Origin of the sequence: Paenibacillus germinis, assembly GCF_013141785.1 — a bacterium.
Taxonomy (GTDB): Bacteria; Bacillota; Bacilli; order Paenibacillales; family NBRC-103111; genus Paenibacillus_E; species Paenibacillus_E phytorum.
Genome location: NZ_WHOC01000006.1, coordinates 38,629 through 65,243, shown reverse-complemented (window position 1 = coordinate 65,243; position 26,615 = coordinate 38,629). Strand labels below are relative to the sequence as shown.

At 47.7% G+C, this 26,615-nt stretch carries 22 protein-coding genes; 2 read left to right on the top strand and 20 right to left on the bottom strand.

From position 1 onward, the window contains the following. Nucleotides 1-150 precede the first annotated feature (150 nt). On the top strand, nt 151-564 hold the full coding sequence (locus GC102_RS00295) for a thiol-disulfide oxidoreductase DCC family protein (protein WP_171687716.1): 414 nt from the start codon (nt 151-153) through the stop codon (nt 562-564). A 27-nt stretch (nt 565-591) separates the two neighbouring features. Here GC102_RS00295 and GC102_RS00290 read toward each other — a convergent pair whose 3' ends face one another. Continuing rightward, nucleotides 592-1,377, bottom strand: coding sequence for a DODA-type extradiol aromatic ring-opening family dioxygenase (locus tag GC102_RS00290; protein ID WP_171687715.1), 786 nt, complete (start codon nt 1,375-1,377; stop codon nt 592-594). 423 nt (nt 1,378-1,800) lie between these two features. Beyond that, complete coding sequence (locus GC102_RS40235) at nt 1,801-2,772, bottom strand: N-acetylmuramoyl-L-alanine amidase family protein (protein ID WP_171687714.1); 972 nt, start codon at nt 2,770-2,772, stop codon at nt 1,801-1,803. A gap of 98 nt (nt 2,773-2,870) precedes the next feature. Between GC102_RS40235 and GC102_RS39935 the strand changes: the two genes are divergently transcribed. Then, nucleotides 2,871-2,999, top strand: a complete 129-nt coding sequence (locus GC102_RS39935; RefSeq protein WP_281367107.1) for a hypothetical protein — start codon at nt 2,871-2,873, stop codon at nt 2,997-2,999. A 20-nt stretch (nt 3,000-3,019) separates the two neighbouring features. Here the strand turns inward: GC102_RS39935 and GC102_RS00280 are convergent, their stop codons facing one another. The 18 genes from GC102_RS00280 to purB all read right to left on the bottom strand — a co-directional run bounded on the left by GC102_RS00280 (nt 3,020) and on the right by purB (nt 26,594). Next, complete coding sequence (locus GC102_RS00280) at nt 3,020-5,068, bottom strand: methyl-accepting chemotaxis protein (RefSeq protein WP_246320660.1); 2,049 nt, start codon at nt 5,066-5,068, stop codon at nt 3,020-3,022. A 710-nt stretch (nt 5,069-5,778) separates the two neighbouring features. Continuing rightward, entirely contained in the window at nt 5,779-7,059 is a 1,281-nt protein-coding gene (locus GC102_RS00275; protein WP_171687713.1) for a CehA/McbA family metallohydrolase, read from the bottom strand. A gap of 27 nt (nt 7,060-7,086) precedes the next feature. Continuing rightward, the gene (locus tag GC102_RS00270; RefSeq protein ID WP_171687712.1) at nt 7,087-7,881 is read right to left on the bottom strand and encodes an endonuclease/exonuclease/phosphatase family protein; all 795 of its coding nucleotides are present in this window, start codon (nt 7,879-7,881) and stop codon (nt 7,087-7,089) included. 21 nt (nt 7,882-7,902) lie between these two features. Next, nucleotides 7,903-8,787, bottom strand: a complete 885-nt coding sequence (locus tag GC102_RS00265; RefSeq protein WP_171687711.1) for a carbohydrate ABC transporter permease — start codon at nt 8,785-8,787, stop codon at nt 7,903-7,905. 18 nt (nt 8,788-8,805) lie between these two features. Further along, nucleotides 8,806-9,696, bottom strand: coding sequence for an ABC transporter permease (locus GC102_RS00260; protein WP_171687710.1), 891 nt, complete (start codon nt 9,694-9,696; stop codon nt 8,806-8,808). 91 nt (nt 9,697-9,787) lie between these two features. Then, nucleotides 9,788-11,434: an extracellular solute-binding protein gene (locus tag GC102_RS00255; RefSeq protein WP_171687709.1), complete on the bottom strand. Its 1,647-nt coding sequence runs from the start codon at nt 11,432-11,434 to the stop codon at nt 9,788-9,790. Nucleotides 11,435-11,623: 189 nt separating this feature from the next. Then, nucleotides 11,624-12,409, bottom strand: a complete 786-nt coding sequence (locus GC102_RS00250; RefSeq protein WP_171687708.1) for a response regulator transcription factor — start codon at nt 12,407-12,409, stop codon at nt 11,624-11,626. Next, complete coding sequence (locus GC102_RS00245) at nt 12,406-14,142, bottom strand: sensor histidine kinase (protein ID WP_171687707.1); 1,737 nt, start codon at nt 14,140-14,142, stop codon at nt 12,406-12,408. Before GC102_RS00245 ends, GC102_RS00250 begins: the two co-directional genes overlap by 4 nt. A gap of 161 nt (nt 14,143-14,303) precedes the next feature. Continuing rightward, nucleotides 14,304-15,566, bottom strand: coding sequence for a phosphoribosylamine--glycine ligase (gene purD / locus GC102_RS00240; RefSeq protein ID WP_171687706.1), 1,263 nt, complete (start codon nt 15,564-15,566; stop codon nt 14,304-14,306). Between the two features lie 69 nt (nt 15,567-15,635). Further along, complete coding sequence (purH, locus tag GC102_RS00235) at nt 15,636-17,183, bottom strand: bifunctional phosphoribosylaminoimidazolecarboxamide formyltransferase/IMP cyclohydrolase (protein ID WP_171687705.1); 1,548 nt, start codon at nt 17,181-17,183, stop codon at nt 15,636-15,638. 418 nt (nt 17,184-17,601) lie between these two features. Then, nucleotides 17,602-18,213, bottom strand: a complete 612-nt coding sequence (gene purN / locus GC102_RS00230; protein WP_171687704.1) for a phosphoribosylglycinamide formyltransferase — start codon at nt 18,211-18,213, stop codon at nt 17,602-17,604. Continuing rightward, nucleotides 18,213-19,253 (bottom strand): phosphoribosylformylglycinamidine cyclo-ligase, encoded by a 1,041-nt coding sequence (purM, locus tag GC102_RS00225; protein WP_171687703.1) that lies wholly within the window; start codon nt 19,251-19,253, stop codon nt 18,213-18,215. Before purM ends, purN begins: the two co-directional genes overlap by 1 nt. Before the next feature lie 69 nt (nt 19,254-19,322). Beyond that, nucleotides 19,323-20,855, bottom strand: coding sequence for an amidophosphoribosyltransferase (gene purF / locus GC102_RS00220; protein ID WP_171687702.1), 1,533 nt, complete (start codon nt 20,853-20,855; stop codon nt 19,323-19,325). Beyond that, nucleotides 20,840-23,083 carry a phosphoribosylformylglycinamidine synthase subunit PurL gene (gene purL / locus GC102_RS00215; protein WP_171687701.1) on the bottom strand — a complete coding sequence of 748 codons (2,244 nt, stop codon included), beginning with the start codon at nt 23,081-23,083 and terminating at the stop codon, nt 20,840-20,842. The genes purF and purL overlap by 16 nt, the downstream gene beginning before the upstream one ends. Continuing rightward, entirely contained in the window at nt 23,061-23,756 is a 696-nt protein-coding gene (gene purQ, locus GC102_RS00210; protein WP_171687700.1) for a phosphoribosylformylglycinamidine synthase subunit PurQ, read from the bottom strand. Before purQ ends, purL begins: the two co-directional genes overlap by 23 nt. 26 nt (nt 23,757-23,782) lie before the next feature. Beyond that, nucleotides 23,783-24,022 carry a phosphoribosylformylglycinamidine synthase subunit PurS gene (gene purS, locus GC102_RS00205; protein ID WP_029198287.1) on the bottom strand — a complete coding sequence of 80 codons (240 nt, stop codon included), beginning with the start codon at nt 24,020-24,022 and terminating at the stop codon, nt 23,783-23,785. A gap of 350 nt (nt 24,023-24,372) precedes the next feature. Continuing rightward, the gene (locus GC102_RS00200; protein WP_171645432.1) at nt 24,373-25,230 is read right to left on the bottom strand and encodes a phosphoribosylaminoimidazolesuccinocarboxamide synthase; all 858 of its coding nucleotides are present in this window, start codon (nt 25,228-25,230) and stop codon (nt 24,373-24,375) included. A gap of 68 nt (nt 25,231-25,298) precedes the next feature. Further along, on the bottom strand, nt 25,299-26,594 hold the full coding sequence (gene purB, locus GC102_RS00195) for an adenylosuccinate lyase (RefSeq protein WP_047676348.1): 1,296 nt from the start codon (nt 26,592-26,594) through the stop codon (nt 25,299-25,301). Nucleotides 26,595-26,615: the final 21 nt, after the last annotated feature.

Sequence of the window (26,615 nt, the reverse complement as noted above, 5' to 3'; positions counted from 1 at the left end):
TTCAAAACAAGTTGAATTGGCTAAAATGGGCCATTTTTGCTGCACTATTTGCAGCTTCTACCTTTATAGACGGTCTGACCACCGGAATTAGATGCACTTTTTGCATCAACCACTCAACTATTCTCTACTCGCCAAAAAGGAGGCAATTCCATGACCAAGCTCACCGATGACCAAGCCATCGTATTGTTCGACGGGGTCTGCAATCTGTGCAGCGGTGCTGTTCAGTTCATCCTGCGGAATGACCCGAAGGGGATTTTCCGCTTCGCTTCCTTACAGTCGGATAGCGGCCAAAAGCTGCTCGAGCAGCACAGCCTGCCTACGGATATCATCAGCACGATCGTCCTGATCGAAGGCGGCCGCTCCTATACCCGTTCGACCGCTGCGCTGCGCATTGCCCGAAGGCTGCGTGGAGCTTGGCCCCTAGCGTATGCAGCCATCATCATTCCCGCTCCACTGAGGAATCTAGGCTATTCGTTCGTCGCACGCAACCGCTATCGCTGGTTCGGCAAAGCGGAGCATTGCATGCTGCCGAAGCCTGAATATAAGGCGCGATTCCTAGATTAGCGATCGGCATGGTTTTTCGATATCCGCCTACGACTTCCTCATCCCACCAAACATCCAACAGCACAAGCTCAGCGTGCCCATCTGAAAGCTATGATGCAGCAGCTTAGCCCTGCGTGTAGTGTCTGCCGCACCTAGTGCAAGCAGCAAAGGCACAAAATGCTCCGGCGTCGGAACCGCCTCACGCGCGTTAGGTGCTCTTTCATCATATCGTACGAGCGCATCCAAATTCCACGTCTCCAGTTGCTCCGCCAACCACTCATCGAATTCCACCGCCCACACCTGCGGCACAGGATTATTCTGATCTAGCCTGCGCAAATTGTGAACCGTCCCTCCGCTGCCGAGGATGAGAACATCCTCATCCCGCAAGGGGCCTAATGCCGCGCCGATGCGGTAATGCTCTTCCGCCGTCAAACGCGGATTCACAGAGAGCGCCACCACCGGAATCTGCGCATCTGGATACATAATATACAGCGGTGCCCATGCCCCGTGATCCAAGCCTCGCTCATCATCGAGCTCACAACGAATGCCCTCTTCCTGAAACAGCCGCTGTATATGCAAGCTTAGCGTCAAATCCCCTTTAGCTGGGTACTTAATGTCATAAAGCTTTTCTGAAAAACCCGAGAAATCATAAATCGTTTCCAGATGAATCGCCGAGCTAATCTTCTGCACAGGACCTTCCCAATGTGCACTGAACAGCACGATAGCTTTGGGCGCGGGAATGCTCTTGGCCAGCTTCTGCAAAAACTCGGTGTAAGCATGCTGCTCGATCGCCAAACTCGGTGCTCCATGGGCAATGAAAAAAGATGGCAGCATGGCAGATCCCCCTTCTTCCTAAATGGTAACTTTTTACCAATATACTATACATTATACGCCTTTGAGCACAAATAAAACCTGGCCGATGGCCAGGTTCTTGTCTAAAGCCTATGTTTGAGCATGGGGAACGAACTTCTCTTTGCTATCACTCGCTCGTTTAGATACCAATCCGCCAGCTGCTCGTCTGTAAAGATGAAATACATCGTTAGAGACACGATTCCACATCCCCTTGCATCTGTAACGATGAAAAATATCATTACAGCTTCGCTCAGTGTATAAAAACTGCTTTTTACTCGTCGGTAAGAATGTAAAACATCGTTACAGACATAATTCCACATCCCTTCGCGCCTGTAACGATGAAAAACATCATTACAGCTCGTGCACTTGCTATAGGTTATTGCTCGCTTTGCAAGGTATAGGGGCTCATCGGCTTTTCAAAAACTGCTCAATCCCATCTGCAATACCTAGGGCCAGCTTCTTCTGATATTCAGCTTCGGACATCAGCTCATCTTCTTCCGGATTGGTCATGAAGCCAAGCTCGACCAGCACGACTGGCACTTTGGACCAGTTGAAGCCTGATAAGTCGCTGCGTGCTGATAGTCCTCTTCCAGCCGTGTCCGTTGCAGATTTCAAATGCTTTAGAATAAAGCTAGCTGCTTCATGGCTTTCTGCTGCGATAGGCTTCACCGCTGCTGAGGTAGCCGACGGATACAACACTGAAAACCCTTTGGTCTTCGGTGAACTATCGCCATCCGCATGAATACGCACAGCCAGCGCTGCTCCTGCTTCATTCGCCATATCCGCGCGCTGCTTGTTGCTAATATCGACCTCATGCGACTCGCGGGTCATCGCAACTTCTATGCCACGGCGGACCAGCTCGTCCTTGATCAGGAGTGCAACTTCCAGATTGAGCACGTATTCCGGTTTTTTCGTTCGTACACCGACCGTGCCAGAGCTGACCTTTGGCTTAGTTTCCCGCGTGTCCGGACCTACCGACTCAGGAGCATTATTCCCATGACGCTGATGTCCGGGATCCAGCATGACGAGCCTTCCTTGTTTAGGCATGGCAGCGGTTTTGGAAGCCGCGGTCTCTGCTGTAGACTTTGTTGTAGCCTCTGCTGTAGGCTTTGTTTTAGGCGCTGGTGCAGCCTCTGTTCTAGCCTCTGCTGCAGGCAACTGCAATGATGCCTCTGCGGAAGGACTTTCCGCTACCGGCTGCATGGTCGCGCTACTCGTAACCGCAGGCGTTTCCTTGCTTACAATGGGCGATTCCTGCGGTATAGCCGATCCTTCCATTACTTGAGCCGAACAACCAGCCACGACCAGAACTAGGACCATCCATACAACAACACTCATGAAAGCCATCCACGGCTTCCGGTTTTTTGTTACCTTCACGGTTCTCCGCCTTTCATGTTGTTGCTAGCCCGATGCATGAAACAAACATCTCCTGCCAAAACTATCCTTAATGCAAAAAAATTAGAGGAGGTACTCACATGAATACCCTCTGGAGCTTCATTTCTCACCACTGGTTATCGATTGCTTTAATCGTTGGTGTACTAGTTGCCTTTTGGTACGTTTACAAAAACAAAGACAAGTATATCAGGGGCACCGATGACAAATAACTTCGGACTGTCAAAACTTATTATACCTTAAATACTTTGACGACCTCTTGGAGCTCGTCAGCCATTTTGGACAATGATTGAGATGCTGCGCTAACTTCTTCCATGGAAGCAAGCTGCTGCTCTGCTGCTGCGGCTATGCTGTGTGTGCTCTCTAGCGATTGACTGGAAATGGCACAAATCTGCTCGACAACCTCAACCATATGTTTCGAGTCGGATTGAATGAAGACAGCCGATTGAGACACTTCTTTCACATGTCCAAAAACATCCTCTACCGCTTGGAGAATAGCCAGAAAGGCCGCCTTCGCACTTTCGCTCATTAAGGTTCCATCATTGACTGCTTGAGTACCCTTATTCATGGAATCTACCGCACTGTTAATTTCAGATTGGATGTCACCGATTAAGCTGCGAATACGGTCCGCTGCTGTCGCGGATTGTTCGGCCAGCTTGCGAACTTCGGTCGCAACTACGGCGAAGCCCTTACCGTGCTCGCCAGCTCGTGCTGCTTCAATCGAGGCATTGAGTGCTAACAAGTTCGTCTGACTGGATAACGATGTAATCAACGTGATCATTTCCCCGATTTGCAGCGATTTCCCGCTGAGCTCATCTACAATCATTGAGGATTGCTCCATGTTGCGATGAATGAGCTTCATTTGTTCGGTTACCTCGCCTACTGCTCTATTCCCTTTTTCAGCTGTCTCAGCCGTTTTTTCTGTCGAATCATTTACCTTCTTAACGCCGTCCACAATCGATACAAGCCGCTTGGCGATATCGGTAACTGTCTTTTTCGACGTATCATTCATGTGACTTTGCTCATCGGCACTTGAAGCGACTTGCTGGATGGAATCTGCAATCTGCTCCGTCGCTCTCGAAGTTTCCTCTGCGCTAGCCGATAATTGCTCGGACATAGAAGCAACGGTGTGCGTGTGCATCGAAATCGATCCAAGCATCGTACGAAGCCTCTGAATCATTTCATTGAAGGAATGCCCCATTTGTCCCAGTTCGTCACTTGTTTTGACTTCCATATGCTGCGTTAAATCACCTTCCGCAATGCGACCTGCCATTGCTTTGGCTTTTCGTATTAGGTTAATAAGGTATCGACTGAATAAAATAATCACAAGCACCATAATGACTAGCGCGATCAAGCCGCCTATGCCCAAAGATATGACAAGCTTTTTAACTGGCTCTAGCAGCTCTTTCTCTGGCATAACGAGCGCAATCGTCCAGCCTGTTTCCGGTATCTTTTGATAATAAATACGATTAATTCCCTTGTCATCTGTAATGGTGGACTGGCCATTCGGCTGTGAAAGCAGCGTTGGCGCCAGCGCACTTATCGACGGGTTCGGGTCCTTATTCATACTGACCTTCATCACCTTGGACTTATCCGGCAAAGCTAGATAGTTCCCTTTGGCATCGACCATGAACGCCCAGCCTGTGCGGCCTACCTTCGTTTCTTCAACAAGCTTTTGCAAGCGAGCTAGGTTAAAATCACCGGTGACAACAGCGAGAAATTGCTTCTTTTGATCATAGACGGGTACGCTCGCCGTCACCATGGTGACTTTCGTCGGTTCGTCATAGTAAGGATCCGAGTACGCAACCGATTGCTTGGTGTCCTGAGCCACTTTGTACCAATCCCAGTGCGGATAATCATAATCGGCTGCGTTATAGTCTTGCGTTAAGTTAATTTTATCCCCTTCTCGGAACGCGTAAGACGAAAAATATTTCGTTTTGGCATTGTACTTGAACGGTTCAAAGAAAATTCCTAAACCAAATGTATCTTCACTCGTGTTCAAATCACTACTTAGTATTTTATTATAGTTGTCCAAAGTCAACTGGTTAGGTGCAAACTCAACTGTCCTTGCAAGCACTTCTCCCACTTTACGATGCACAATAAGCTTTCCATTAATGCTGCTGGTCACACTTTCTAGCTGCTGCTGCATTTTGAGCCCAATCTCGTTATTAATCAACCCCTTGCTCTTCACGTATGCGAACGCAACGATGCCAAACAGAGTAACAACAATTAGAGGAACAAGCAGCAGCATAAATTTACTTTGAATACTTTTTAGCTTCATTATCGTCATCGCCCCCACTTATCTCTATGATTACAGATTATCACTAGAAATTCCGCATTTTTTCGCCAAATACCTCTTATTTTCGACATTATTTGAGTAAATTTATTGTTAAGGTCATTCACTAGTAATCGACCTCATTAGAAGTGGTTTATCGCAAGATAAACCTAGTCTGTGACTAGGTCCTTTAAGTTTTTTGATCACCGGCTTTGAAGCACACAGACCGCTCTCTCCAATAGGAGATGAGCGTTTTTTTCTTTACAATAGAGGCATTACGAATCAAAATAAGCTTACTCAGATGAAGCTATTACGACCTGCTTCCGGTACAACTCGCATTCTCTCTTACAAGCTGTCTTGCACAACCTGGGCCTTCTACGAAAAGCAGTTTAGCTAGAAATGAATAAGCAAGCTTACCTTGCTTATTCGTTCTAATATCGGAGCATCTCGTCAGATAAGACCACAGCGCATGCTTATTAGCTGATAAACGAGACTTCCATGGTGTATTAGCCAACAATAAGCAAGCCTAGCTTACTTATGCAATCATAGCCGGGGTCATTAAGACAAATAAGCTACTTCAGTTGCCTTATCCGCACAATGAACTGCATAGATTACTCCAAAACCCAAAACATATAAATTCTTATCTATTGAAAAAACAAAAAACACAGCCTTTTAACATGCAAAAGGTTGTGTTTCTGCTTTCATTTTTTTCAAAGCTAGTCAAAATAAATCGGGTTCGTTAACGCAGCCATAAGCGTCATGTTGACCTCATCGAAATGCCGCCATACTTCGGCGCGTACAAACGTTGTTCCCTCTGCGTCAAAATGGATGGAAAGCACCCCGTCTGAGGACACTAGTACTTCCTTTTCCAATCTGATGTTGCTGAATAGTTTGATCATATCTCCGGCCATCAAATCCTCGGCTTGCAAATACACTTCTCTGCTCCGCTCTCCTGCTGGAACGATGTCTCCAACCCGATAAGAGCCGCAGTTCAGCTCCACAAAAGGCCCGTTTGGCGCATAAGTAATCACCACATGACCCAGCCCAATAGCGCTCAAAATGCCGTCAACGGTTTTCTCAGAAGCGTACACCCATGTGCATGGCATCGCATGCTTGACGTACGGATCCGGACGATGGGTATCGCTGCCGCCAACAGCTACAAGCCTTCTGCCGGAGACGAGTTGACTATGCCACCAATTCAGCGCTCTAACATTCCGCTCCGTAAAGGGGCCATTCCATACTTCTACCCAGTCATGATCTACATTGAAATCCCATTCCCACGGACAATACTCGCAGTGCGGATGATTGATCACGATTTTGGCTCCATTAGCACGGGCTTCGGCAATCTTGGCATTGACGTCTTCCTGACCCTTCACCCGAAAATCACGGATCGGATCGGTAACACCCAAGAAATTGCTGTGTCCGAAATTCGTTGTGAATTCCATTCCCGGTATCATAACAACGCTTGTATGGCGCGGATAGGTTATGTTTTGGCTGACCGTATTGTGATCCGTCATGGCGATGAAATCACAGCCGAGTTCCTCCATCCTTGCCGCATTCTCTTCCAGCGTAAAAGTGCCGTCGCTGTTCACGCTGTGCGTATGTAGATCGCCTTTCAGCCAGCGAGGTATCTTATAAAGAAATTCGATAGTCACGGTTACGGAACAACCTTCGCTCGGAACTTTGTAGGCGTTATGCAGAACCGCCCAGTTTCCAGGTGTTAAATCACCCGATAAATAGCCGGGAGTTGATTGTTCCTTTCCAAGTCGAAATGCTTTGCGAGCTCCTCCGCTCCAGCCTCTCACTCTGGCGGTGTCCCTCAGGCCCAAGTCGATTACAGCCTTCTGTTCACCGTGTGATTCGATCACGTAATTGACTACAATTTCCTCAGCATGCTTGGGCATTTCAAAAGGTACTTCGATATAATTGCTTTGCTCCGAATGAGCAATTCTTCTCGTAATTGTTGTAACTGAACGTATTCTTTCCACATGTTTCATCTGTCGCTCTCCTTGATCTGCTCCGTTTTAAGACAAGCGCAAAGAAGCAATAATCGGATAATGATCCGATGGGTAGCCCCCTTCAACCTGCCTTCTATCGACAGTCGTTTCCAGCAGTTCCACCTCGGGAGATACGAAAATATAATCAATTGGCGCCTCGTCTGCTCCACCTTTGAAGTCGTGCGCAGTTCTGCCTACATTTCCTTCTATAACGGTATAAGCGTCTTTTAGCCACCCTTTCGGACCTTCGTCCCCGTATTCCCCCCTCAAATAACGGATAGGCGGATAGCTCGGATGACTGTTCATGTCCCCCATTAAAATAACGGGTAAAGAAAGCTCGGACTTATGCGAACGAATATAATCCCAAATCACTTTAACACCAATTTCTCTAGCTTCTTGACTGTGATGATCCAAATGGGTGTTGTACACGATAAATGCTTTCTGACTGTGTTTGTCCAGGAATCGAACCCACGTGCACATTCTAGGGAACATGCTATCCCAGCTTTTGGATGCCGTTACTTCAGGTGTTTCCGAAAGCCAGAAATGACCTTCCTCCAGCACCTCAAGCTCATCCTTCTTATAAAAAATAGCGCAATGCTCATTTTCGTGTTCGCCAAACCTGCCCATGCCGATCCAATTGTATGCATCCAGCTCCCCGTGAAGCTCGGTCAGCATGTCATAATAGCCTTCCTGCGTGCCAACTAGAATAGGGTCGTGCTCTTGGATTGTATGGGAAACGCGCCTCACACGATGAGGCCATGCGTTGTCTCCATCTTTCGGCTCATTGTATCGCAAATTGAAAGTCATGACCTTCCACTCCATCGGATATGCACCTCTTTTTGTCTATTCTTTTACCGAACCGAGCATGATTCCATGTATAAAATACTTTTGCAGAAACGGATAAACGATCAGAATCGGCACCATCGAAACTACGATTTTGGCAGCGTTGAGTGTCTTATCCGATACTTTCATCAGCAACTCAAGCTTAGTCGAATCAAGTTCCAACACGTTCTGGTTGACGACGAGCTGCTGAATATACGTTTGCAGTGGATAATTTTCCGCACTGCGCATGAAGATCATACCGTCAAAGAACGAATTCCAGTGACCGACAATACTGAATAAAGTAACAGTAGCCATCGCTGGCAGCGAAAGCGGCAGATAGACTTTGACCATCATATACCACGGTCCTGCACCATCCATGTAACCCGCGTCGCTCAGCTCCTTCGGCAAGTTCCGGAAGAAGTTCATTAACAAAATAACGTTAAAAACCGGCACCGCACCCGGCAGTACCAGCGCCCAGATGGAGTTAAACATCCCTAATGATTTGACGGTCAAATATAACGGAATAATCCCGCCACTGAACAGCATCGTAAACAGCATGAACCACATATACACGTTCCGGTATGGGAATTCCTTGCTGCTTCTCGACAACGGGTACGCCATCATAACGGTCAATACGAAATTGATTCCCCCGCCCAGCAAAACCCGTTTGACAGAAACTAAGAACGCATTGAAAAAATGCGGTTCTTCCAAAATTTTGCGATACGATTCCAAACTGAAGCCAACAGGCCAGAACTTAACGAATCCCCCTGCCGCTGCCGCGTTGTCGCTAAACGAGACGGAGAACACGTGCACAACGGGCGCGAGCGACATGGCTGAGATGACTAGCATCACTAGGACTAGAGCTGCTTCGGTTATACGAGCCGAAATCGTCTTATTACGTACCACTGGCATTCACCTGCTTCATTAGAAAATTCTGTAATTCGCGTACGTATAGGCAACTCTGTAAGAAATAAAGATGAGAACGAATCCGATTGCTGATTTCAACAAACCGACGGCTGTAGCTAAGCCATATTGAGCCTGTACAAGTCCTACCCGGTACACGTACGTATCGATAATATCTCCTGACTCGTAGACAAGAGGATTATACAAATTGAAAATTTGATCAAAACCTGCATTCAAAATATTGCCTATGCTCAAAGTAGCCAGCAAAACGACAGTAGGAACCAAGCTCGGCAGTGTAATATAATACAACTGTTTCAATCTATTAGCTCCGTCCATTTCGGCCGCTTCATAGAGGGATGGGTTAATGCCAGCTAGTGCAGCTAAATAAATAATGGCAGCAAATCCGAACTCTTTCCAAATGTCTGTACTAACGACAATTCCTGGAAACAAGCTGTTTTTGGCCATAAACATAATCGGCTCGAAACCTAACGCTTTCAAGGCATGGTTGATAATGCCGTCGAGCGACAGCATATCCATCACAACACCCGCCAAGATAACCCAGGAGATAAAATGAGGCAGGTACACAACCGTCTGCACCCATCTTTTGAATATCCGGAATCTAATCTCATTGAGTAGAATGGCAAATGTAAGCGGAATGATAAGGTGCGCAATAATTTTACACACGGCAATAAATACCGTATTAAAGAAAATAACTTTACTGTCTCTCAGTTGAAACATGTACGTAAAATTTTCTAAGCCGATCCAAGGGGAGTCCCATATGCCCAATCCGATTTTGAAATCTTGGAACGCAATCGCGATTCCAAACATCGGCACGAGATGAAAAATAATGAGAAGCAAGATACCCGGCAGGAGCATCAAATGGTAGTGTTTGTAAAACGATTTTATGTTCATAAGCGATACACCTCTGTTCAAACTTATCCATTTTGATGGTAGAAAAAGCGCACCACCATTCGGTTAGGTGATGCGCTCTTTTCATTACACGTTACTTTTTGGACTTGCTGATTTCATCCGTAACTTCTTTCGTTATTTCATCGCCGCCTTGCGCTTTCCAATCGGTAACGAACTTATCAAACGAATCAAGGGGTTTCTCACCCATTACGATGCCGAAGAAAGTTTCATTCTCTAATTTTTGTAGATTAACCCATTTTCTTTCCATCGTTTTCGTATTCGCTGTAAATTCGCTGTACACCTTATTCATGTTCATTTTCAGCAAATCTGCTGGAACAGTGTACCCGAAATATCCTGACCAATCTTTCAGATCTGCTTTCGGATTAGCCTTGTCGCGAGTTGCCTTCGCAAGCAATTCTTTCATTTCCGGATTCAGCTCTTCAGGCTTGATTTGTCCGCCCATCGCCTTTTTCAATGTATCGGACTTTCTCTCCACAGCATCCGCATAATCGTAGGTGGAATTTCCGATTGGCCAGTATTCTGCGCTTACCGTAAAGTCTAAGTTCAGAGCGTCTGGATCTACTTTACGCTGAGCATTGATAAACGTGTTCGCGTAAATCATAGCCGCTTCAGGATTCTTCATCCCTTTCTTCACAACAATAAACTGTGTACTTACCGGCACCATCATCGTGTTCACAGTCCCTTTGGCATCAGGGATCAAATAAGGCACGAAATCAGCCTTCGGATTGAGCTTCATAGCATCAGCAGCCAACCCGCCGGACCACCAAGGTCCGAAGAACATACCCGCTTTACCGGATACGATATTCTCGTTCGGATCTTTGCGCAAAGCAAATTCCTTATCAATGGCACCTGCTGCATACATGTCGCGCAGCTTGCCAAGTGCTTGCTTCGTTTCGGGAAGTATCGAAGCGTAAACGACCTTGCCAGAGCTATCCTTGATCCAGTTGGAAGGATAAGCGCCGAACGCTTGGAAAATACCTTTGAAGTCACCACGTTGCGCTTTACCGCTTACCGTTAATGCTTTCTCGAATCCGGCGATTCCAATTGTATCCGCTTTGCCACTACCGTCTGGATCTTTCTCTACGAAAGCTTTGGCGATTGCAGCGACATCGTCCATCGACTTTGGCGGCTGAAGTCCCAACTTATCCATCCAGTCTTTGCGTACCCACGCCATACTTGCAGCATCCGCTTGTACGCTAATATTCGGAATACCCATCAATTTACCTTTATAGGTTGCTTTCTCGATCGCTTTGTTGTTCGTTGATGCATACAATTCCTTTGCTAATGGGGAAGCATATTGGTCATATACTTTGCTTAAGTCCTCAATTTGTCCGGCTTCGGCGAGGGAAAGGAAGATTTGCTCATTTACAAGCATGACATCCGGCAGATCGTTGCTCGCGATGGCCAGTTTCATCTTTTGCTCATAGTCCTGTGAAGCTGCATACCATAAAATTTTAAAGTTGATATTTGTTTTTTGTGAGATATATTTCATGTATTGGTTACTTTCTACGGTATCACCAGCAGGTAATTTTGCGCCTGGGCTTAAGCTTTTGAAGGTGGTCACTTCAATCGGATTCGGCATCTTAAACGGGTCCACCTTAACGTTCGGACTAGCTGCTTGCCCGCCGCCATCCTTGCTGGTCCCTACGTTATTGCTTGAACATGCCGTCATCAGAACAACCAATGCAATCATAGAAATTAGCGTTGTTTTCTTTTTCATATTGCCCCTCCTCATTAATAACCCTGCACTTACATTTTAAAGAAAATGAAAGACATTCGGGTCAGTTAATGTCTTACGTTTAGGAGCAAATCGTCTCCTAATTAGCATTCAGGGAACGTTTCAGGAGACAAAAGTGCACTTCTTTGGAGACGATTTGTGTTACTATGATCATTTTGTGAAAGCCCTAATTTAACTATGGCTCTTCCTATACTCACCGGGCAGCATCCCCGTCAACTCACGGAATACTTTGCTAAAATATTTTTCATTTGGATACCCAGCCTGTGTGGCGATCCAACTAATCGTTTTCCCTTTTTGACAAAGCAGTACTTTCGCGTGATTCACCCGCACTTCCCGGATATAATCGTTAAACGTTTTCCCGGCAATATCCCGAAAACAGCGGCTGAAATAGCTCCGACTCATATTCACCCTTTTTGCGATGTCCGGCAGAAGAAGCTCATTTTGAAACTCTTGATGAATAATGTCTACTGCCTTCCAAATACTCGCTTTCACTTCTGGCGAATACGGTCCTTCATCCTCTTCGGCAAACGTAGGAATTCCCTGGATCTCCGCTTTCGTTTCCCTTGTTCGTACATGCTGCTCCTGCATTTTACCTACAATTCTTCTTAGTATTTCGTCCATCTGCTCATGTTCAAGCTCGACCTTGGTCATATAATCCAGCGCCCCTAGGCGAAGCGCTTCCTGAATCAGTTCAAAATCCTGATGAAACGTCAATACGACCATGCTAATATCCCGATAACGTTCTTTCACACACCTCATCAAATCAATACCTGACATGACAGGCATCGCTAAATCGGTAATGAGCAAGTCCACTTGATTATTCTCCAGAAACTCCAACGCTTTTTTGCCGTTACCAGCTTCTCCAACGACCTCTAGATTATGCTCACGCCAAGGCATCATCGCGATGAAGCCTTTACGCACCAAGTGATCATCATCCACAACCATAACTTTTATCATCCGAGTAAACCTCCTATTGGAAGACGAAGTATGATCGTCGTCCCTGAGCCGATTGTGCTTTTAATTTGAAAACTCGCGGCTGCTCCGAATTGGAACTTCACCATACGGTTTACATATTGCAGCCCGATTCCCATACCTACCTTCTTTTTCTCTAACGTGTTCTCGCTCATTAATTGGTCAATTTCTTCCTCAGTCATCCCGTCACCATTGTCTCTAACTTCAATAATGACATGCGACTCGCCATCTTCTATGACACTGACTTCGATAATGCCTTTATCCTCCAAGCCGTGATACAACGCATTTTCAACAAGCGGCTGTAGAATGAACCGTGGAACCGGCAGCTCAAGCGCCTCGGAATCGGCATGGATTTTCACATCAAATTGAAAGTTATAGCGGATCCCCTGCAGCTCAACATAATTTTTTAAAGCCTCAATCTCATCTTTAATTCGGGCAGGTCCGCCTTTACCTAGATTATAATAGAGCACTTTGTTTAGCGTCGAAACCAAGCGGTCAATATCCTTCTGCCCATTGGCACGAGCCAGCCAACGAATCGTATCGAGCGTATTGTGAATGAAATGAGGATTGATTTGCGTCATTAATTTCTCGACTTCGAGAAATGCTTTGCCTTGCTCCTTCTGCTCCACCTCGCCGATTAATTCGAAGATGCGGCTTCTCATTTCTGCAAACTCTTTATAAATAACAGCAAACTCCAAGATCTGAGATTGTCTTCTCGGGAAAACCTCGTTGTTGCTTTTTACATTGCGAATATCCGTACTCAGCAGCTTGAGCGGACGGTATACCGTTCGCCAAATCAACCAGGCAATGAAGAAACTTGCAATAAGCGTTAAGACGGCAAAGAAGGCGAACTGCTTTATCCACCTATTTACTTCGAGGTTATATACCGATTTGGGGACAGCGGCCAATACTTTCCAAGATTGATTGCTGGTCTCCTCAAACATCATATATTTGCCCGAAGTGTCTTTATTCGATTGGTTATTGGCATTATGCAGCATGCCGACAGGAAAATCAGTTGAATTCTCGCTATAAACAATTTGGCCATGATTATCGACGATAAGATGTATCAAGTTGCCGCCGAATTGCTCGTTGTCTTTGAGTATGCTTTCGGCCAATTTAAAATTAGTTTCGATATAAACATACACATCGTCGCGATCCGGCAGCTCGACTTTACGCAGGATAGACAGCACTTCATTGCCGTCGATCGGGTTTAAAGAAAGATGTGGTCCCATATAAGTAAGTTTATCGAATTTGATAAGGACAGGCAGCTGCTTAAGGTCATAATCGTCACGAACATTAAAATTCTCAAATAATACCTGCTTGTCTTTCTCAAAGTAATAAAACATTAATCCAAGAGTCGGGTTCGTAAAATGAATCAAGCCTAACTCGCTTCTAATCTCGTCGTTCAATCTTTTCTTTTCATATAAATCAGCTGATAAATAGCTCTCTAGGCTTTTGCCAACCCTCCCGTCAAAGGCGAGCTGCTGAGAAGTGTGGTTTAACTGACCGAGCGTATCTTCAAGCAAAAGCCTTACCTGATGCAAATTGCTTTGGACCCCGCCCTCTGCTTTATTTTGTAATATCGCATACATGGAGAAATAGGAAATGCTCCCAATGATAATTAAGGGTGCGAGTGAGCTGATAAACAGGATCAGGATTAGACGATATTTCAACGAATGCGGCTTCGGATGTAACCCCGCAATTTTAAGTATTGTCATGATTCAGCCTCGCTTTGCTACTTACCTAATACTGCCTAGTATACAAAACATAAAAAACGCTTACAACGGTCAATTAATTACATATTTTTTACAAACGGACTGAGAAAAATGAAAAAGCACAACCCTTTGATGAACAAAAGGCTGTGCTTTATAGGCTTACGCTATTTCAATGCTTTCATTGCAATATCCGTACGGTAATGCTTCCCGTCAAAATGGATCCGGTCCGCATCCGCGTAGGCTTTCTGACGAGCTTCAATGATATCTTTGCCAAGGCCTGTGATTCCTAGAACGCGTCCGCCATTGGTGACGATTTGGCCATTCTCGATGGCTGTCCCCGCGTGGAACACAAGTGAGTCTTGCACTTGATCCAGTCCAGTAATCGGCAGCCCTTTCGGGTATGGACCTGGGTAGCCCGGTGAAGCTACAATCACACAAACTGCCGCTTCCTCGCTCCACTCGATCGGCTGGTCCGCCAACGTTCCGTTGTTGATAGCTAAGAAAATATCGAGAAGATCGGTTTTGAGGCGAGGCAAAATAACCTGCGTCTCTGGATCACCGAAACGAGCGTTAAACTCAATGGTTTTCACGCCATTCGGGGTCAAAATCAAACCGGCATACAGGACGCCTTTGAAAGGACGGCCCTCTTTTACCATCGCATCAGCTGTAGGCTGAACGATGTTCACAAGCGCTTCCTGTACAATTGACTCAGGGATATGCGGCAGCGGTGAATATGTACCCATTCCGCCCGTATTTGGCCCTTTATCGTTATCAAAAACAGGCTTATGATCCTGTGATGGCACCATGAGGCGAACCGTGGATCCATCAACAAAGGCTAACAACGACATCTCTTGTCCTGTTAGGAATTCCTCGATCACGACGCTTGCGCCAGCGGATTTACCAAATACTTGATCCACCATAATATCGCGAAGCGCTGCTTCCGCTTCCTCCATCGTTTGCGCTACAGTAACACCTTTACCAGCAGCTAAGCCATCTGCCTTAATCACGATTGGAGCCGATTGACTTCTTAAGTAAGCAAGCGCTGGCTCATAAGCGTCGAAAGACTCGTAAGCAGCCGTAGGGATGCTATATTTCTTCAAAAGCTCCTTCATAAACACCTTGCTGCCCTCAATAATCGCCGCGTTAGCGCGAGGTCCGAAAGCCTCGATCCCCTTGGACTCCAAGTGATCAACCAAACCTGCTGCTAATGGATCATCAGGTGCTACCATCACGAGGTCAATCACCTGCTCCTTCGCAAATGTACTGATCTCCTCGAATTGCAGTTCCGTAATCGGCACACATTCCGCCAATCCAGCAATCCCGCCGTTCCCCGGTGCACAGAACAGTTTGCTGATCTTCGGGCTTTTGCTGAGTGCCCAAACAATCGCATGCTCGCGCCCGCCTCGTCCTATAACTAATACACGCATCGCTTTGGTAACCCCTCTCATGGGGAATGCCCACGGTCCTGTTAATGATCGTGAGCATTCTCAATTGTTTTAGTGTTTAAAGTGACGAACGCCTGTCATGACCATAGCAATGCCATTCTCGTTCGCTACTCGGATGGATTCTTCGTCTTTGATGGAGCCGCCCGGTTGAATCACCGCTGTGATTCCCGCTTTTGCTGCCATTTCAAGCGTATCGCCCATTGGGAAGAAAGCATCGGAAGAAAGGACGGAGCCTTTCGCCTTGTCGCCAGCTTGCTCAATGGCGATTTTGGCTGCGCCAACGCGGTTCATTTGACCTGCGCCAACGCCAACTGTCATGTCGTCAGCAACGAGTACGATTGCGTTAGATTTAACGTGCTTAACTACTTTCCATGCGAAAAGTAATTGTTTCATCTCTTCAGCCGTCGGTTGACGCTCAGAAACGACCTTCAAGTCAGCTTCTGTCAGCTGGTAAGCATCGCTAGCTTGAACGAGCATTCCGCCTTCAACTGTTGTAACCACTGGCTCTGATTTACGACCAGCTATTGTATCTAAGCCGCTTACTTTGAGTAGGCGAATGTTTTTCTTTTTAGAAAGGATATCGAGTGCTTCCGGTGTAAAATCAGGCGCAATGACGATTTCCAGGAAAATCTCATGCAGCAGTTGAGCTGTCGCTTCATCAACCGCGCGGTTCGCAGCCACGATACCACCGAAGATGGACGTTGGGTCTGCATTGTACGCTTTCGTGTAAGCTTCAAGCACATTTGTACCGATACCTACACCGCAAGGATTCATGTGCTTAACTGCCACGACAGCAGGCTCGCTGAATTCTTTGACGATTTGCAGAGCTGTATTCGCATCATTAATATTGTTGTAGGATAATTCTTTACCATGTAATTGTTCAGCCGTTGTAATGTTGCCGGCAGCCGCATTCGGCTTACGATAGAAAGCCGCGCTTTGATGCGGGTTCTCTCCGTAACGAAGCTCCTGCATTTTCTCATAAGTCACTGTATAGCGCTCTGGGTAAGGCTCGCCTTGCAGGCCAGTTAAGTAGTCACCAATCAATGCATCGTAAGCTCCTGTGTGACGGAACACTTTGGCTGCTAGACGTTTACGCGTTTCCAGCGTTGTGTCGCCAGTCTCTTGGACTTCTTCCAACACCTTGGCATAGTCAGTCGTGTCAACGATAACGGAAACGAACGCATGGTTCTTAGCTGCGGAACGAAGCATCGTCGGCCCACCGATATCGATGTTCTCAATCGCATCCTCGTAAGTCACATCAGGCTTCGCAATCGTTTCGGCAAAAGGATACAAATTCACGACAACCAGATCAATATACTCCAAACCGAGCTTCTTCATGCTCTCTTGGTGCTCCACGTTGTCACGAACGGCCAGTAGTCCGCCGTGAACATTCGGATGAAGCGTTTTGACGCGGCCATCCATGATCTCTGGAAACCCTGTAACCTCGGAAATACCGATAACCGGCACCCCTTTATCCTTCAACAAACTAAGCGTACCGCCCGTAGAAATGATCTCAACGCCCAGCTTCGACAGCTCGCTCGCGAATTCAACAATTCCCGTCTTATCGAAAACGCTGATCAGTGCTCTTTTGATTGCCACTATGCTTCCTCCCAGAAAATTATATTTGTAACTTCTCCCGCTCAAGCCACCCTAGTGATGAAAAACAGCCTTAACTTCGATCAAGCTCACTCATATAGGGTAAAACCGCTGCGGTAACGATGTAAAACATCCTTAAAGTAACTATTTCCTCCGCTCAGCCCTACTTAGCGATGAAAAACAGCCTTAACATCGACCAAACTCACTCATGTAGGGTAAAACCGCTGCGGTAACGATGTAAAACATCCTTACAGTAGCTACCTCTACCGCTCAGCCCAACTTAGCGATGAAAAACAGCCTTAACTTCGATCAAGCTCACGCAATTGGCGTAAAACATTGCTACTTTAAGTGATATAAAACAGCAGCGCGCACAGCCGAGTTATCCACAAGGAACCTTAATCTCAGGAGTTACGGCACCAACCTACGACCGCACGCTAACCCTGCGGCCATCCAAGCTCACGCGGTCCTCGCGCAGCCAGCGAATCACCTGCGGCAGCAGCACATGCTCAGCCGCATGGATGCGCTCGGCCAGCGAGTCCGCAGTCTCGTGCTCGTGGATCTCCACGGCCCGCTGCGCGATGATCGGCCCGGAGTCCAACCCGCCGTCCACGAAGTGAACAGTCACGCCGGTTTGCTTCACGCCGTACTCGACGGCTTGCTCGATCGCACGCACGCCGGGAAACGACGGCAGCAGCGAAGGATGAATGTTGATCATGCGCCCGAAATACGGCTCAACAAGCACATTCGTAATAATCCGCATGTAGCCGGCCATTACGATCAGGTCAACCTGACGATCGTGCAGCTCCTTAAGGATAAGAGCCTCGTAAGCCTCACGACTCTCGTATTCCTTCGGAACAAACGTGAATACAGGCACCTTTGCCTCTATAGCACGCTCCACCACATACGCTTGCGGGCGGTCACAGACAAGAAGCTCGATGCTGACATCAAGCTTCCCCTTCTGTACCTGATCTACGATGGCCTGGAAATTCGAGCCGCTGCCCGAAGCAAAAATCGCAATTCGGTAAAGCTGCATTAAACCTCAGCTCCTTGGAACGTCACTACACGCTCGCCTTCTGTAACAACGCCTAAACGGTAAGCTTTCTCGCCTTGTGCTTCTGCTGCTGCAATAGCTTTCTCTGCATCATCCGCGTTCACGATAACAACCATCCCGATGCCCATGTTGAACGTACGGAACATATCATTGTTCGAAATGCCGCCCTCACGCTGCATTAACTCAAAAATCGGAAGAATCGGCCACGAGCCATATTGGATTTCGACGTTCACGCCTTCAGGCAGAACACGCGGAATATTTTCGATGAAACCGCCGCCTGTAATGTGTGCCATCCCTTTAATCGCAACGTCTTCAAGCATTGCCAGAACTGGCTTTACATAAAGCTTCGTTGGCTCAAGCAGTACGTTACCAAGCTTATCGCCCAGCTCATCCACATGCCCTTGAAGCGTATAACCGCCATCTTCCAGCAAAAGCTTACGCACAAGTGAGAACCCGTTACTGTGCACGCCGCTCGATGCCAGACCTAGAACCACGTCTCCAGGACGGATCGTTGTACCATCGATGATCTTTTTCTTGTCGACGATTCCAACCGTAAACCCGGCAATGTCATACTCCCCTGACGCATACATGCCCGGCATTTCCGCCGTTTCGCCACCGATGAGTGAGCAGCCAGACTGCGCACAACCGTCAGCGATCCCTTTAACGATAGCTTCGATTTTCTCTGGAATTACTTTGTCACAAGCAAGATAGTCGAGAAAAAAAAGCGGCTCCGCGCCTTGAACGATAATATCATTCACGCACATCGCGACAGCATCAATCCCAATCGTATCATGCTTATCCATTGCAAAAGCGATCTTCAGCTTCGTGCCCACGCCGTCCGTACCAGATACGAGCACAGGCTCCTCGTACTTGTCTTTGTTCAAGCTGAACAGCCCGCCGAAGCCACCGAGGTCAGTTAACACTTCAGGACGGAAAGTCCGTTTGACGTGCTTTTTCATCCGTTCTACTGCTTCGTTCCCTGCCGCGATATCGACTCCAGCCTTTTTGTAAGCATCCGACACTTCGCTTCCACTCCTTAGTTTGTCTATGTATCGGGAGGTCCTAAGACCATCCCGTTATTTCAAATCATTTTAATCGCAAGCACAACCAACCTTAGTAACATCCACAATTTCTGTTGGATAAGTATTATCGAAGCAAGCCGTACAGTAGCCGCTCTCCGCCCCTGCCGAACCTTGACCGATCGAATCCAGCAGACCTTCTTTTGTCAGAAAATGCAGGGAATCCGCATTGATCGCCTTACGAATCTCTTCGATCGAATTCATCGCAGCGATCAGCTCTTTCCGATCCGGTGTATCAATCCCGTAGTAGCATGGGTTCATAAAAGGCGGCGAAGAGATACGCACGTGCACTTCTGTTGCCCCAGCTTCTCTAAGTAAATTGACGATTCTCAGTGACGTTGTCCCGCGAACGATGGAGTCATCAATCATGACAACACGCTTGCCTTCGACGACTTTGCGAACGGCGCTCAGCTTCATTTTAACACCTTGCTCACGAAGCTCTTGGCTTGGAATAATGAACGTCCGGCCTGTGTAGCGGTTCTTGATCAGACCCAGCTCATAAGGGATACCCGTTTGTTCCGCATAACCAATTGCAGCCGATATACTCGAATCCGGCACTCCAGTCACAATATCAGCGTCAACGAATGCTTCCATCGCCAGTTTTTTACCCATCCGCTTACGTGCGGAGTGAATATTCACCGTGTCAATGTCACTATCTGGACGAGCAAAGTAGATATACTCCATCGCACAAATCGCGCGTCGGCCGCTTTCCGTGAACCGCTCCGAGCGGAAGCCGTTGCGGTCAATCACGATGATTTCCCCCGGCTGCACATCACGGAAATACGTAGCTCCCACCGCATCGAAGGCGCAGGACTCAGAAGCGAACAAGTACGCATCTCCCAGACGGCCGATCATGAAGGGACGAAGTCCGTTCGGATCGAGCGCAGCGATCAATTTGTCCTTCGTGACGATCAGGAAGGCAAAGCCGCCGATAACTTGATTCATCGCATCTTTAACCGCATCCACAATATCGTCGTGCTCCGAACGGGCAATCAAATGCGCCATAACCTCGGTGTCACTTGTTGTTTGGAAAATCGAACCCTTCCGCTCAAGCTCCCGTTTAATAATGTTTGCATTATCGAGGTTACCATTCGTCGCAATCGCAAGATCGCCCTCGCGGTATTTGAAAACTAGGGGCTGCGCGTTCGCCAGCTTGCTCTCGCCTGCTGTGGAATAACGCACATGCGCAATTGCTGTTGAACCTGTCAAAGGCGACAAATTCTCGTTAGTGAACACCTCTTTGGCAAGTCCCATCCCGCGATAGTAGTTAAACTTTTCATCTTCTACTGTACATATACCAGCGCTTTCCTGTCCGCGGTGCTGCAGGGCATGCAGCCCGTAATAGCACAGAGAGGAAGCGTCGGGATGACCATACACCCCGAACACCCCGCACTCCTCATTCAGCTTATCAAACAATCCGCCTTGGCCGCCTACACCTTCGTTGAAATACTCTCCTGTCCAAAGCTCATGCTGCCCATCGCCCACTTGGACAATAGGAGCAGCAGGAAGCTTAAGGGCCTTGGATTGTTTTACGCCATTAGACATGGAATCGCATCCTTCCAGACTTTCGCCAGCTCGCTTACCGGAGACTGGAGACGCTGTTCGTTATTGATTTTAACGGTCAGATCTGAACCTGTTACTGTTCCAATTTCTTGATAAGGTACGCCTTGTGAAGCAATCCAGTGTTTCAAAGCGTCCGCTTTATCAGGGGAAGCACTAAGCAAAATACGGGATTGTGATTCACTGAATAGCGTGAAGTCAGGACGAAGGTCAGAAGCTACATTAACATCTGCGCCTACTTTGCCACCGATACAGCTTTCAGCCAAAGCAACGGCCAAGCCGCCTTCGGATAAGTCATGCGCAGAAGCAACAAGACCTTCTTGAATTGCTTTTAGTACTGCATTTTGCAGGCGTTTCTCTGTAGCCAAGTCCAATTCAGGAGGACGGCCTTCAGTTACACCGTGAATCACATATTGGAATTCGCTGCCGCCGAGCTCCGCTTTCGTCTCGCCGAGCAGGATGATGATGTCGCCTTCTTTTTTGAAGCTTTGCGTCGTGATGTGGTCGATGTCATGAACAAGACCAACCATCCCGATAACCGGAGTTGGGTAGATCGCACCTTTGGCGTTCTCGTTGTAAAGCGAGACGTTACCGCCGATAACCGGTGTATCCAAGAAGCGGCAAGCTTCTGCCATACCATCTGTGGATTTCTCCAGCTGCCAGAAAATTTCCGGCTTGTCTGGGCTACCGAAGTTCAGGTTATCCGTAACTGCCAGCGGCTCAGCGCCGGAGCAGACAACGTTACGCGCTGCTTCAGAAACCGCGATCCGTCCGCCTACTTCCGGATCCAGGTACACATAACGTCCGTTGCAGTCGGTTGTCATAGCGAGGCCCTTACGGGTACCGCGAATGGTCACAACCGCTGCGTCCGAACCCGGACGCACTGCCGTATCTGTACGAACCATGTGGTCATACTGGTTGTACACCCACTCTTTGCTCGCTACCGTCGGAGACGCGAGCACCGATTTCAGCGCATCCGTCAATTTCGTTACCTCAGGGTAACGAGTCGTGTCGATCGATGCGCTAGCTTCGTAATAAGCCGGCACTTTGCTCGGCTTATTGTAAACCGGGCACTCGTCGACGAGTGCGCCGACAGGCATGTTCCCCACGACTTCACCGTGGTGGATTAGCTTCAGGTAACCGTCATCGGTTACCTTGCCGACTTTGGCGCAGTGGAGACCCCAGCGCTCAAAAATGCCCTTAGCTTGCGCCTCATGCTTCGGCTCAACAACGAAAAGCATACGCTCTTGAGACTCAGACAGCATCATTTCATACGCTGTCATGCCTTCTTCGCGCTGCGGAACTTCATCGAGGTAAAGCTCCATGCCGTTGCCCGCTTTACTAGCCATCTCTGCGCTGGAGCAAGTAAGACCCGCAGCGCCCATATCTTGAATTCCGAGCACGATGCCGGAATTAATTAACTCTAAGCACGCTTCCAGCACGAGCTTCTCCATGAACGGATCGCCCACTTGTACCGCTGGGCGCTTCGCTTCGGACTCCGCCGTAAGCTCCTCGGATGCGAACGTCGCACCGTGGATACCGTCGCGGCCAGTCGCCGGTCCGACGTAGAACACTGGGTTGCCAACACCTTTGGCAACACCGCGTTGAATCATGTTGTGGTCGATAAGACCCACACACATCGCATTAACGAGCGGGTTCCCCTCGTAGCTCTCGTCGAACATTACTTCGCCGCCGACTGTTGGAATCCCGATACAGTTCCCGTATCCAGCGATTCCGGATACAACGTGCTCGAACAAGTACTTCACGCGGTCGTTTTCCAGCTTACCGAAACGCAAGGAATTCAGAAGCGCTACCGGGCGCGCGCCCATGGAGAAAATATCACGAATAATACCGCCCACACCTGTCGCCGCGCCTTGATAAGGCTCGATCGCTGAAGGGTGGTTATGACTTTCAATTTTGAAAACAACCGCTTGGTTGTCTCCGATATCTACAATCCCTGCGCCTTCGCCAGGTCCCATCAGAACGCGAGGTCCTGTAACTGGGAATTTACGAAGTACTGGTTTGGAATTTTTATAAGAACAGTGCTCGGACCACATAACGCTGAAAACACCGATTTCTACATAGTTCGGATTGCGTCCAAGGAAGCCGCAAATTTTGGCAAACTCTTCGTCCGTTACGCCCATTTGCTTGTAAATTTTCTGCTCCGCGATTTGCTCGGCTGTTGGTTCATTAACGGATAGCTGCTGCGTCATGTTTTTCCCTCCAAGCGCTTAGAATTGATGTAAAGATTTTCTTACCATCTGCGGAGCCAAGAATCTCATGAACGGCACGCTCCGGATGAGGCATCATACCAACGACATTACCAGCTTTATTGCTGATTCCAGCGATATCATCAAGTGATCCGTTCGGGTTGTTGCCCGCTTCATAACGGAATACGATTTGGTTGTTTTCTTGTAATTCTTTTAGCGTAGCTTCGTCACAATAGTAGTTACCTTCGCCGTGAGCGATTGGAATTTCAATCAACTCGCCCTCCGCGTAATCACGCGTGAAAGCCGTATTGTTGTTCTCCACTTTGAGGATCGTTTGGTGGCAGCGGAATTTCATTCCGTTGTTGCGCAGCAAAGCGCCTGGCAGTAATCTTGCTTCCGTTAACACTTGGAATCCGTTACAAATACCTAGAATGTACTTGCCTTCTTCAGCAGCCTTAACTACAGCTTTCATCACGTTCGTAAATTGTGCAATCGCTCCGCAACGCAGGTAATCCCCATAAGAGAATCCACCCGGCACGAGGATGCAGTCGTATTTGGACAAGTCGCCATCTGTATGCCAAACATAATCAACCGGCTGACCAATGGTATCTTCGATCGCTTTGTACATATCGATGTCGCAGTTCGATCCCGGAAATACAAGAACCGCAAAATTCATGACGTTTTCCTCCTTCTTCTGGTATGTTACGCCAACTCGTAGCGGTAGTCTTCGATAACCGTGTTCGCAAGCAGCTTCTCGCACATTGCTTTTACGCGTGCTTCCGCTTCTGCTTTATCCGTCGTATCCAGTTCTAACTCCAAGTATTTCCCGATGCGCACCTTGCCAACTTCGTCAAAACCCATGGAATGAAGCGCTCCTTGCACCGCTGTTCCTTGAACATCCAATACGTTCTGCTTGATCGTTACGTAGACCGTTGCTTTCATGTTTAATCTCTCCTTAGCGTTATTCGCCAGAGCAGCTGGCATGGACTGGAGCCTATTTAGAAGTCCCTAAAGGCTCTTATTTCTCATTTTTCTTACTATATCCGGGGAATAGCAGCTTCTAAAGACTCTTATTTCCCAAAAAAACAACTATCTTACCGATAATCATGGAAATAAGAGGCCCTAAAGACTCTTATTCCGTAATTCACTGCTCTTTCCTTAGAAATAGGAGCCTCTAAAGACTCTTATTCTCAACCTGGGCAGGACTTGGGGAGGGGGAAGTAAGTGCCGCCATCCTCCCCCTTCATCACTACAGCTAATTTCTCAGCGAGTATTGCCCCATCATTTTTCTGCTAATCCACCAAACGGTGCAAAATTTCTTTATAACGGTTCGATGTTTCTTCCACAACAGAAGCTGGAAGCTCATCCGGCTCACTATTTTTATCCCAGCCCGATCCCGCTAGATAGGTACGTACGGGCTCTTTGTCCATCGAATCAATCTCGATATCCAGGGCGTATTTATCTTCTGACCAGTACCGCGAGGAATCCGGCGTGAAAATTTCATCAATAATAATAAGTTCACCCGCATAAAAGCCGAATTCAAACTTCGTATCTGCTAAAATAATGCCCTTTTGCTCACAAATCGCATGAGCCAACGTGTAAAGCATAATGCTTCGCTCTTGCAGCTCATAAGTCAACTTCTCGCCGACTAATTCAATCATTTGTTCCACGGAAATGTCTTCGTCATGACCGACATCATTTTTAGCCGCAGGTGTGAAAATAGGATCTTGCAAGCGCTCGTTTTTACGCAGGCCTTCAGGCAGTTTGCGACCATTAATCTCGCCGGTTTTCTCGTACTGTCTCCAGCCGTTGCCTGTGATGTACCCGCGAACCACGCATTCAATGGAGATGCGCTCCGCTTTTTTCGCTACAATAATACGTTCCCTTAGAAGCTCTCTATCTTCCGCACTCGGAATAATCGCGTGGAGCTTTTCCACGTCCGTGTGCACAATGTGATTACTCATGTAACCGCTCGTCACACCGAACCAGTATTTACTCAGCGCGTTCAGAACGTACCCCTTATCGGGAATACCAGGCTTCAACATGTAATCAAAAGCCGAAATCCGATCCGTCACCACGATAAGGAAATGTTCGCCCAGATTATACAGTTCACGTACTTTACCCTTATGAACCAGAGGAGCGTTAATCATTTCAACGGCTGAATCCACGATATTGCTTGCCACGAACCACACATCCTTCCTGCTAAAAATGTTGTTTTCTATTTCAAACCTAAGCGGTTAAAGATCGTATCAACATGTTTCAAATGCCAGCTTGGATCGAAGCAATCTGCGATCTCTTCTGGGCTAAGCACTTCTGTAATCACGGAAGCATTCTCCACGATTTCACGGAAAGAACGCTGCTCTTCCCATGCTTGCATCGCTCTTGGCTGAACCGTATCGTACGCTTGCTCACGAGCAAAACCTTTGTCGATCAGCTTCGTCATCACGCGGCCAGAGAAAGGAACGTCATAGGTGCTGCGCATGTTGCGCTTCATATTTTCAGGGAACACAGTCAAGTTCTTGATGATGTTGCCTAGACGGTTCAGCATGTAGTTAAGCAGCTGCGTCGCATCCGGCAGGATAATACGCTCAACGGAGGAGTGCGAAATGTCGCGCTCATGCCAAAGCGTTACATTCTCGTAAGCGGAAACCATGTGCCCGCGAATTACACGGGACAGACCGGAAATGCTTTCGCAACCAATCGGGTTACGCTTATGCGGCATTGCGGAGGAACCTTTTTGACCTTTTGCAAAAGGCTCTTCAACCTCGCGGAACTCACTCTTCTGAAGTGCGCGAATTTCTGTAGCGAATTTGTCTAGGGATGTTGCAACCAGTGCTAGCGTCGCCATGTACTCAGCGTGACGGTCACGCTGCAAGGTTTGTGTAGAGATCGGAGCTGCTTTCGTGCCCAGCTTGCCGCACACATACTCTTCAACGAACGGATCGATGTTCGCGTAGGTGCCAACTGCACCTGAGATTTTACCGAATTGTACGCCATCAGCGGCAAAGCGGAAACGCTCCAGGTTACGCTTCATTTCCTCGTACCAAAGAGCCATTTTCAAACCAAAAGTCGTCGGCTCTGCATGCACACCATGCGTTCTGCCCATCATAGCTGTATCTTTATGTTCGATCGCTTTATTGCGAAGGATTTCGATGAAATTCTGAATGTCTTTGTCCAAAATCTCGTTTGCTTGTCTCAGCAAGTAGCCAAGTGCCGTATCGACAACGTCTGTCGAAGTCAGACCGTAGTGAACCCATTTGCGCTCAGGTCCCAGCGTTTCGGAAACTGCTCTAGTAAAGGCGATTACGTCATGACGCGTCTCTTGCTCGATTTCATAAATGCGGTCAATGTTGAAGCTTGCGTTCTCGCGCAGTACTTTCACATCTTCCTTAGGAATAACTCCGAGCTCTGACCATGCTTCGCAAGAAAGAATCTCGACTTCAAGCCAAGCTTGGAATTTATTTTCCTCTGTCCAAATGCGTGCCATTTCTGGGCGTGTATAACGTTCAATCATGTTAGCCGTTCCTCCAATGAG

Bases quoted from the DNA above. Each gene is read 5' to 3' on its own strand.
- GC102_RS00295 (WP_171687716.1), top strand. From the start codon at position 151: ATGACCAAGCTCACCGATGACCAAGCCATCGTATTGTTCGACGGGGTC.
- GC102_RS00290 (WP_171687715.1), bottom strand. From the start codon at position 1,377: ATGCTGCCATCTTTTTTCATTGCCCATGGAGCACCGAGTTTGGCGATC.
- GC102_RS39935 (WP_281367107.1), top strand. From the start codon at position 2,871: ATGAATACCCTCTGGAGCTTCATTTCTCACCACTGGTTATCGATTGCT.
- GC102_RS00280 (WP_246320660.1), bottom strand. From the start codon at position 5,068: ATGAAGCTAAAAAGTATTCAAAGTAAATTTATGCTGCTGCTTGTTCCT.
- GC102_RS00275 (WP_171687713.1), bottom strand. From the start codon at position 7,059: ATGAAACATGTGGAAAGAATACGTTCAGTTACAACAATTACGAGAAGA.
- GC102_RS00270 (WP_171687712.1), bottom strand. From the start codon at position 7,881: ATGGAGTGGAAGGTCATGACTTTCAATTTGCGATACAATGAGCCGAAA.
- GC102_RS00260 (WP_171687710.1), bottom strand. From the start codon at position 9,696: ATGAACATAAAATCGTTTTACAAACACTACCATTTGATGCTCCTGCCG.
- GC102_RS00255 (WP_171687709.1), bottom strand. From the start codon at position 11,434: ATGAAAAAGAAAACAACGCTAATTTCTATGATTGCATTGGTTGTTCTG.
- GC102_RS00250 (WP_171687708.1), bottom strand. From the start codon at position 12,409: ATGATAAAAGTTATGGTTGTGGATGATGATCACTTGGTGCGTAAAGGC.
- GC102_RS00245 (WP_171687707.1), bottom strand. From the start codon at position 14,142: ATGACAATACTTAAAATTGCGGGGTTACATCCGAAGCCGCATTCGTTG.
- purD (WP_171687706.1), bottom strand. From the start codon at position 15,566: ATGCGTGTATTAGTTATAGGACGAGGCGGGCGCGAGCATGCGATTGTT.
- purN (WP_171687704.1), bottom strand. From the start codon at position 18,213: ATGCAGCTTTACCGAATTGCGATTTTTGCTTCGGGCAGCGGCTCGAAT.
- purF (WP_171687702.1), bottom strand. From the start codon at position 20,855: ATGTCTAATGGCGTAAAACAATCCAAGGCCCTTAAGCTTCCTGCTGCT.
- purL (WP_171687701.1), bottom strand. From the start codon at position 23,083: ATGACGCAGCAGCTATCCGTTAATGAACCAACAGCCGAGCAAATCGCG.
- purQ (WP_171687700.1), bottom strand. From the start codon at position 23,756: ATGAATTTTGCGGTTCTTGTATTTCCGGGATCGAACTGCGACATCGAT.
- purS (WP_029198287.1), bottom strand. From the start codon at position 24,022: ATGAAAGCAACGGTCTACGTAACGATCAAGCAGAACGTATTGGATGTT.
- GC102_RS00200 (WP_171645432.1), bottom strand. From the start codon at position 25,230: ATGATTAACGCTCCTCTGGTTCATAAGGGTAAAGTACGTGAACTGTAT.
- purB (WP_047676348.1), bottom strand. From the start codon at position 26,594: ATGATTGAACGTTATACACGCCCAGAAATGGCACGCATTTGGACAGAG.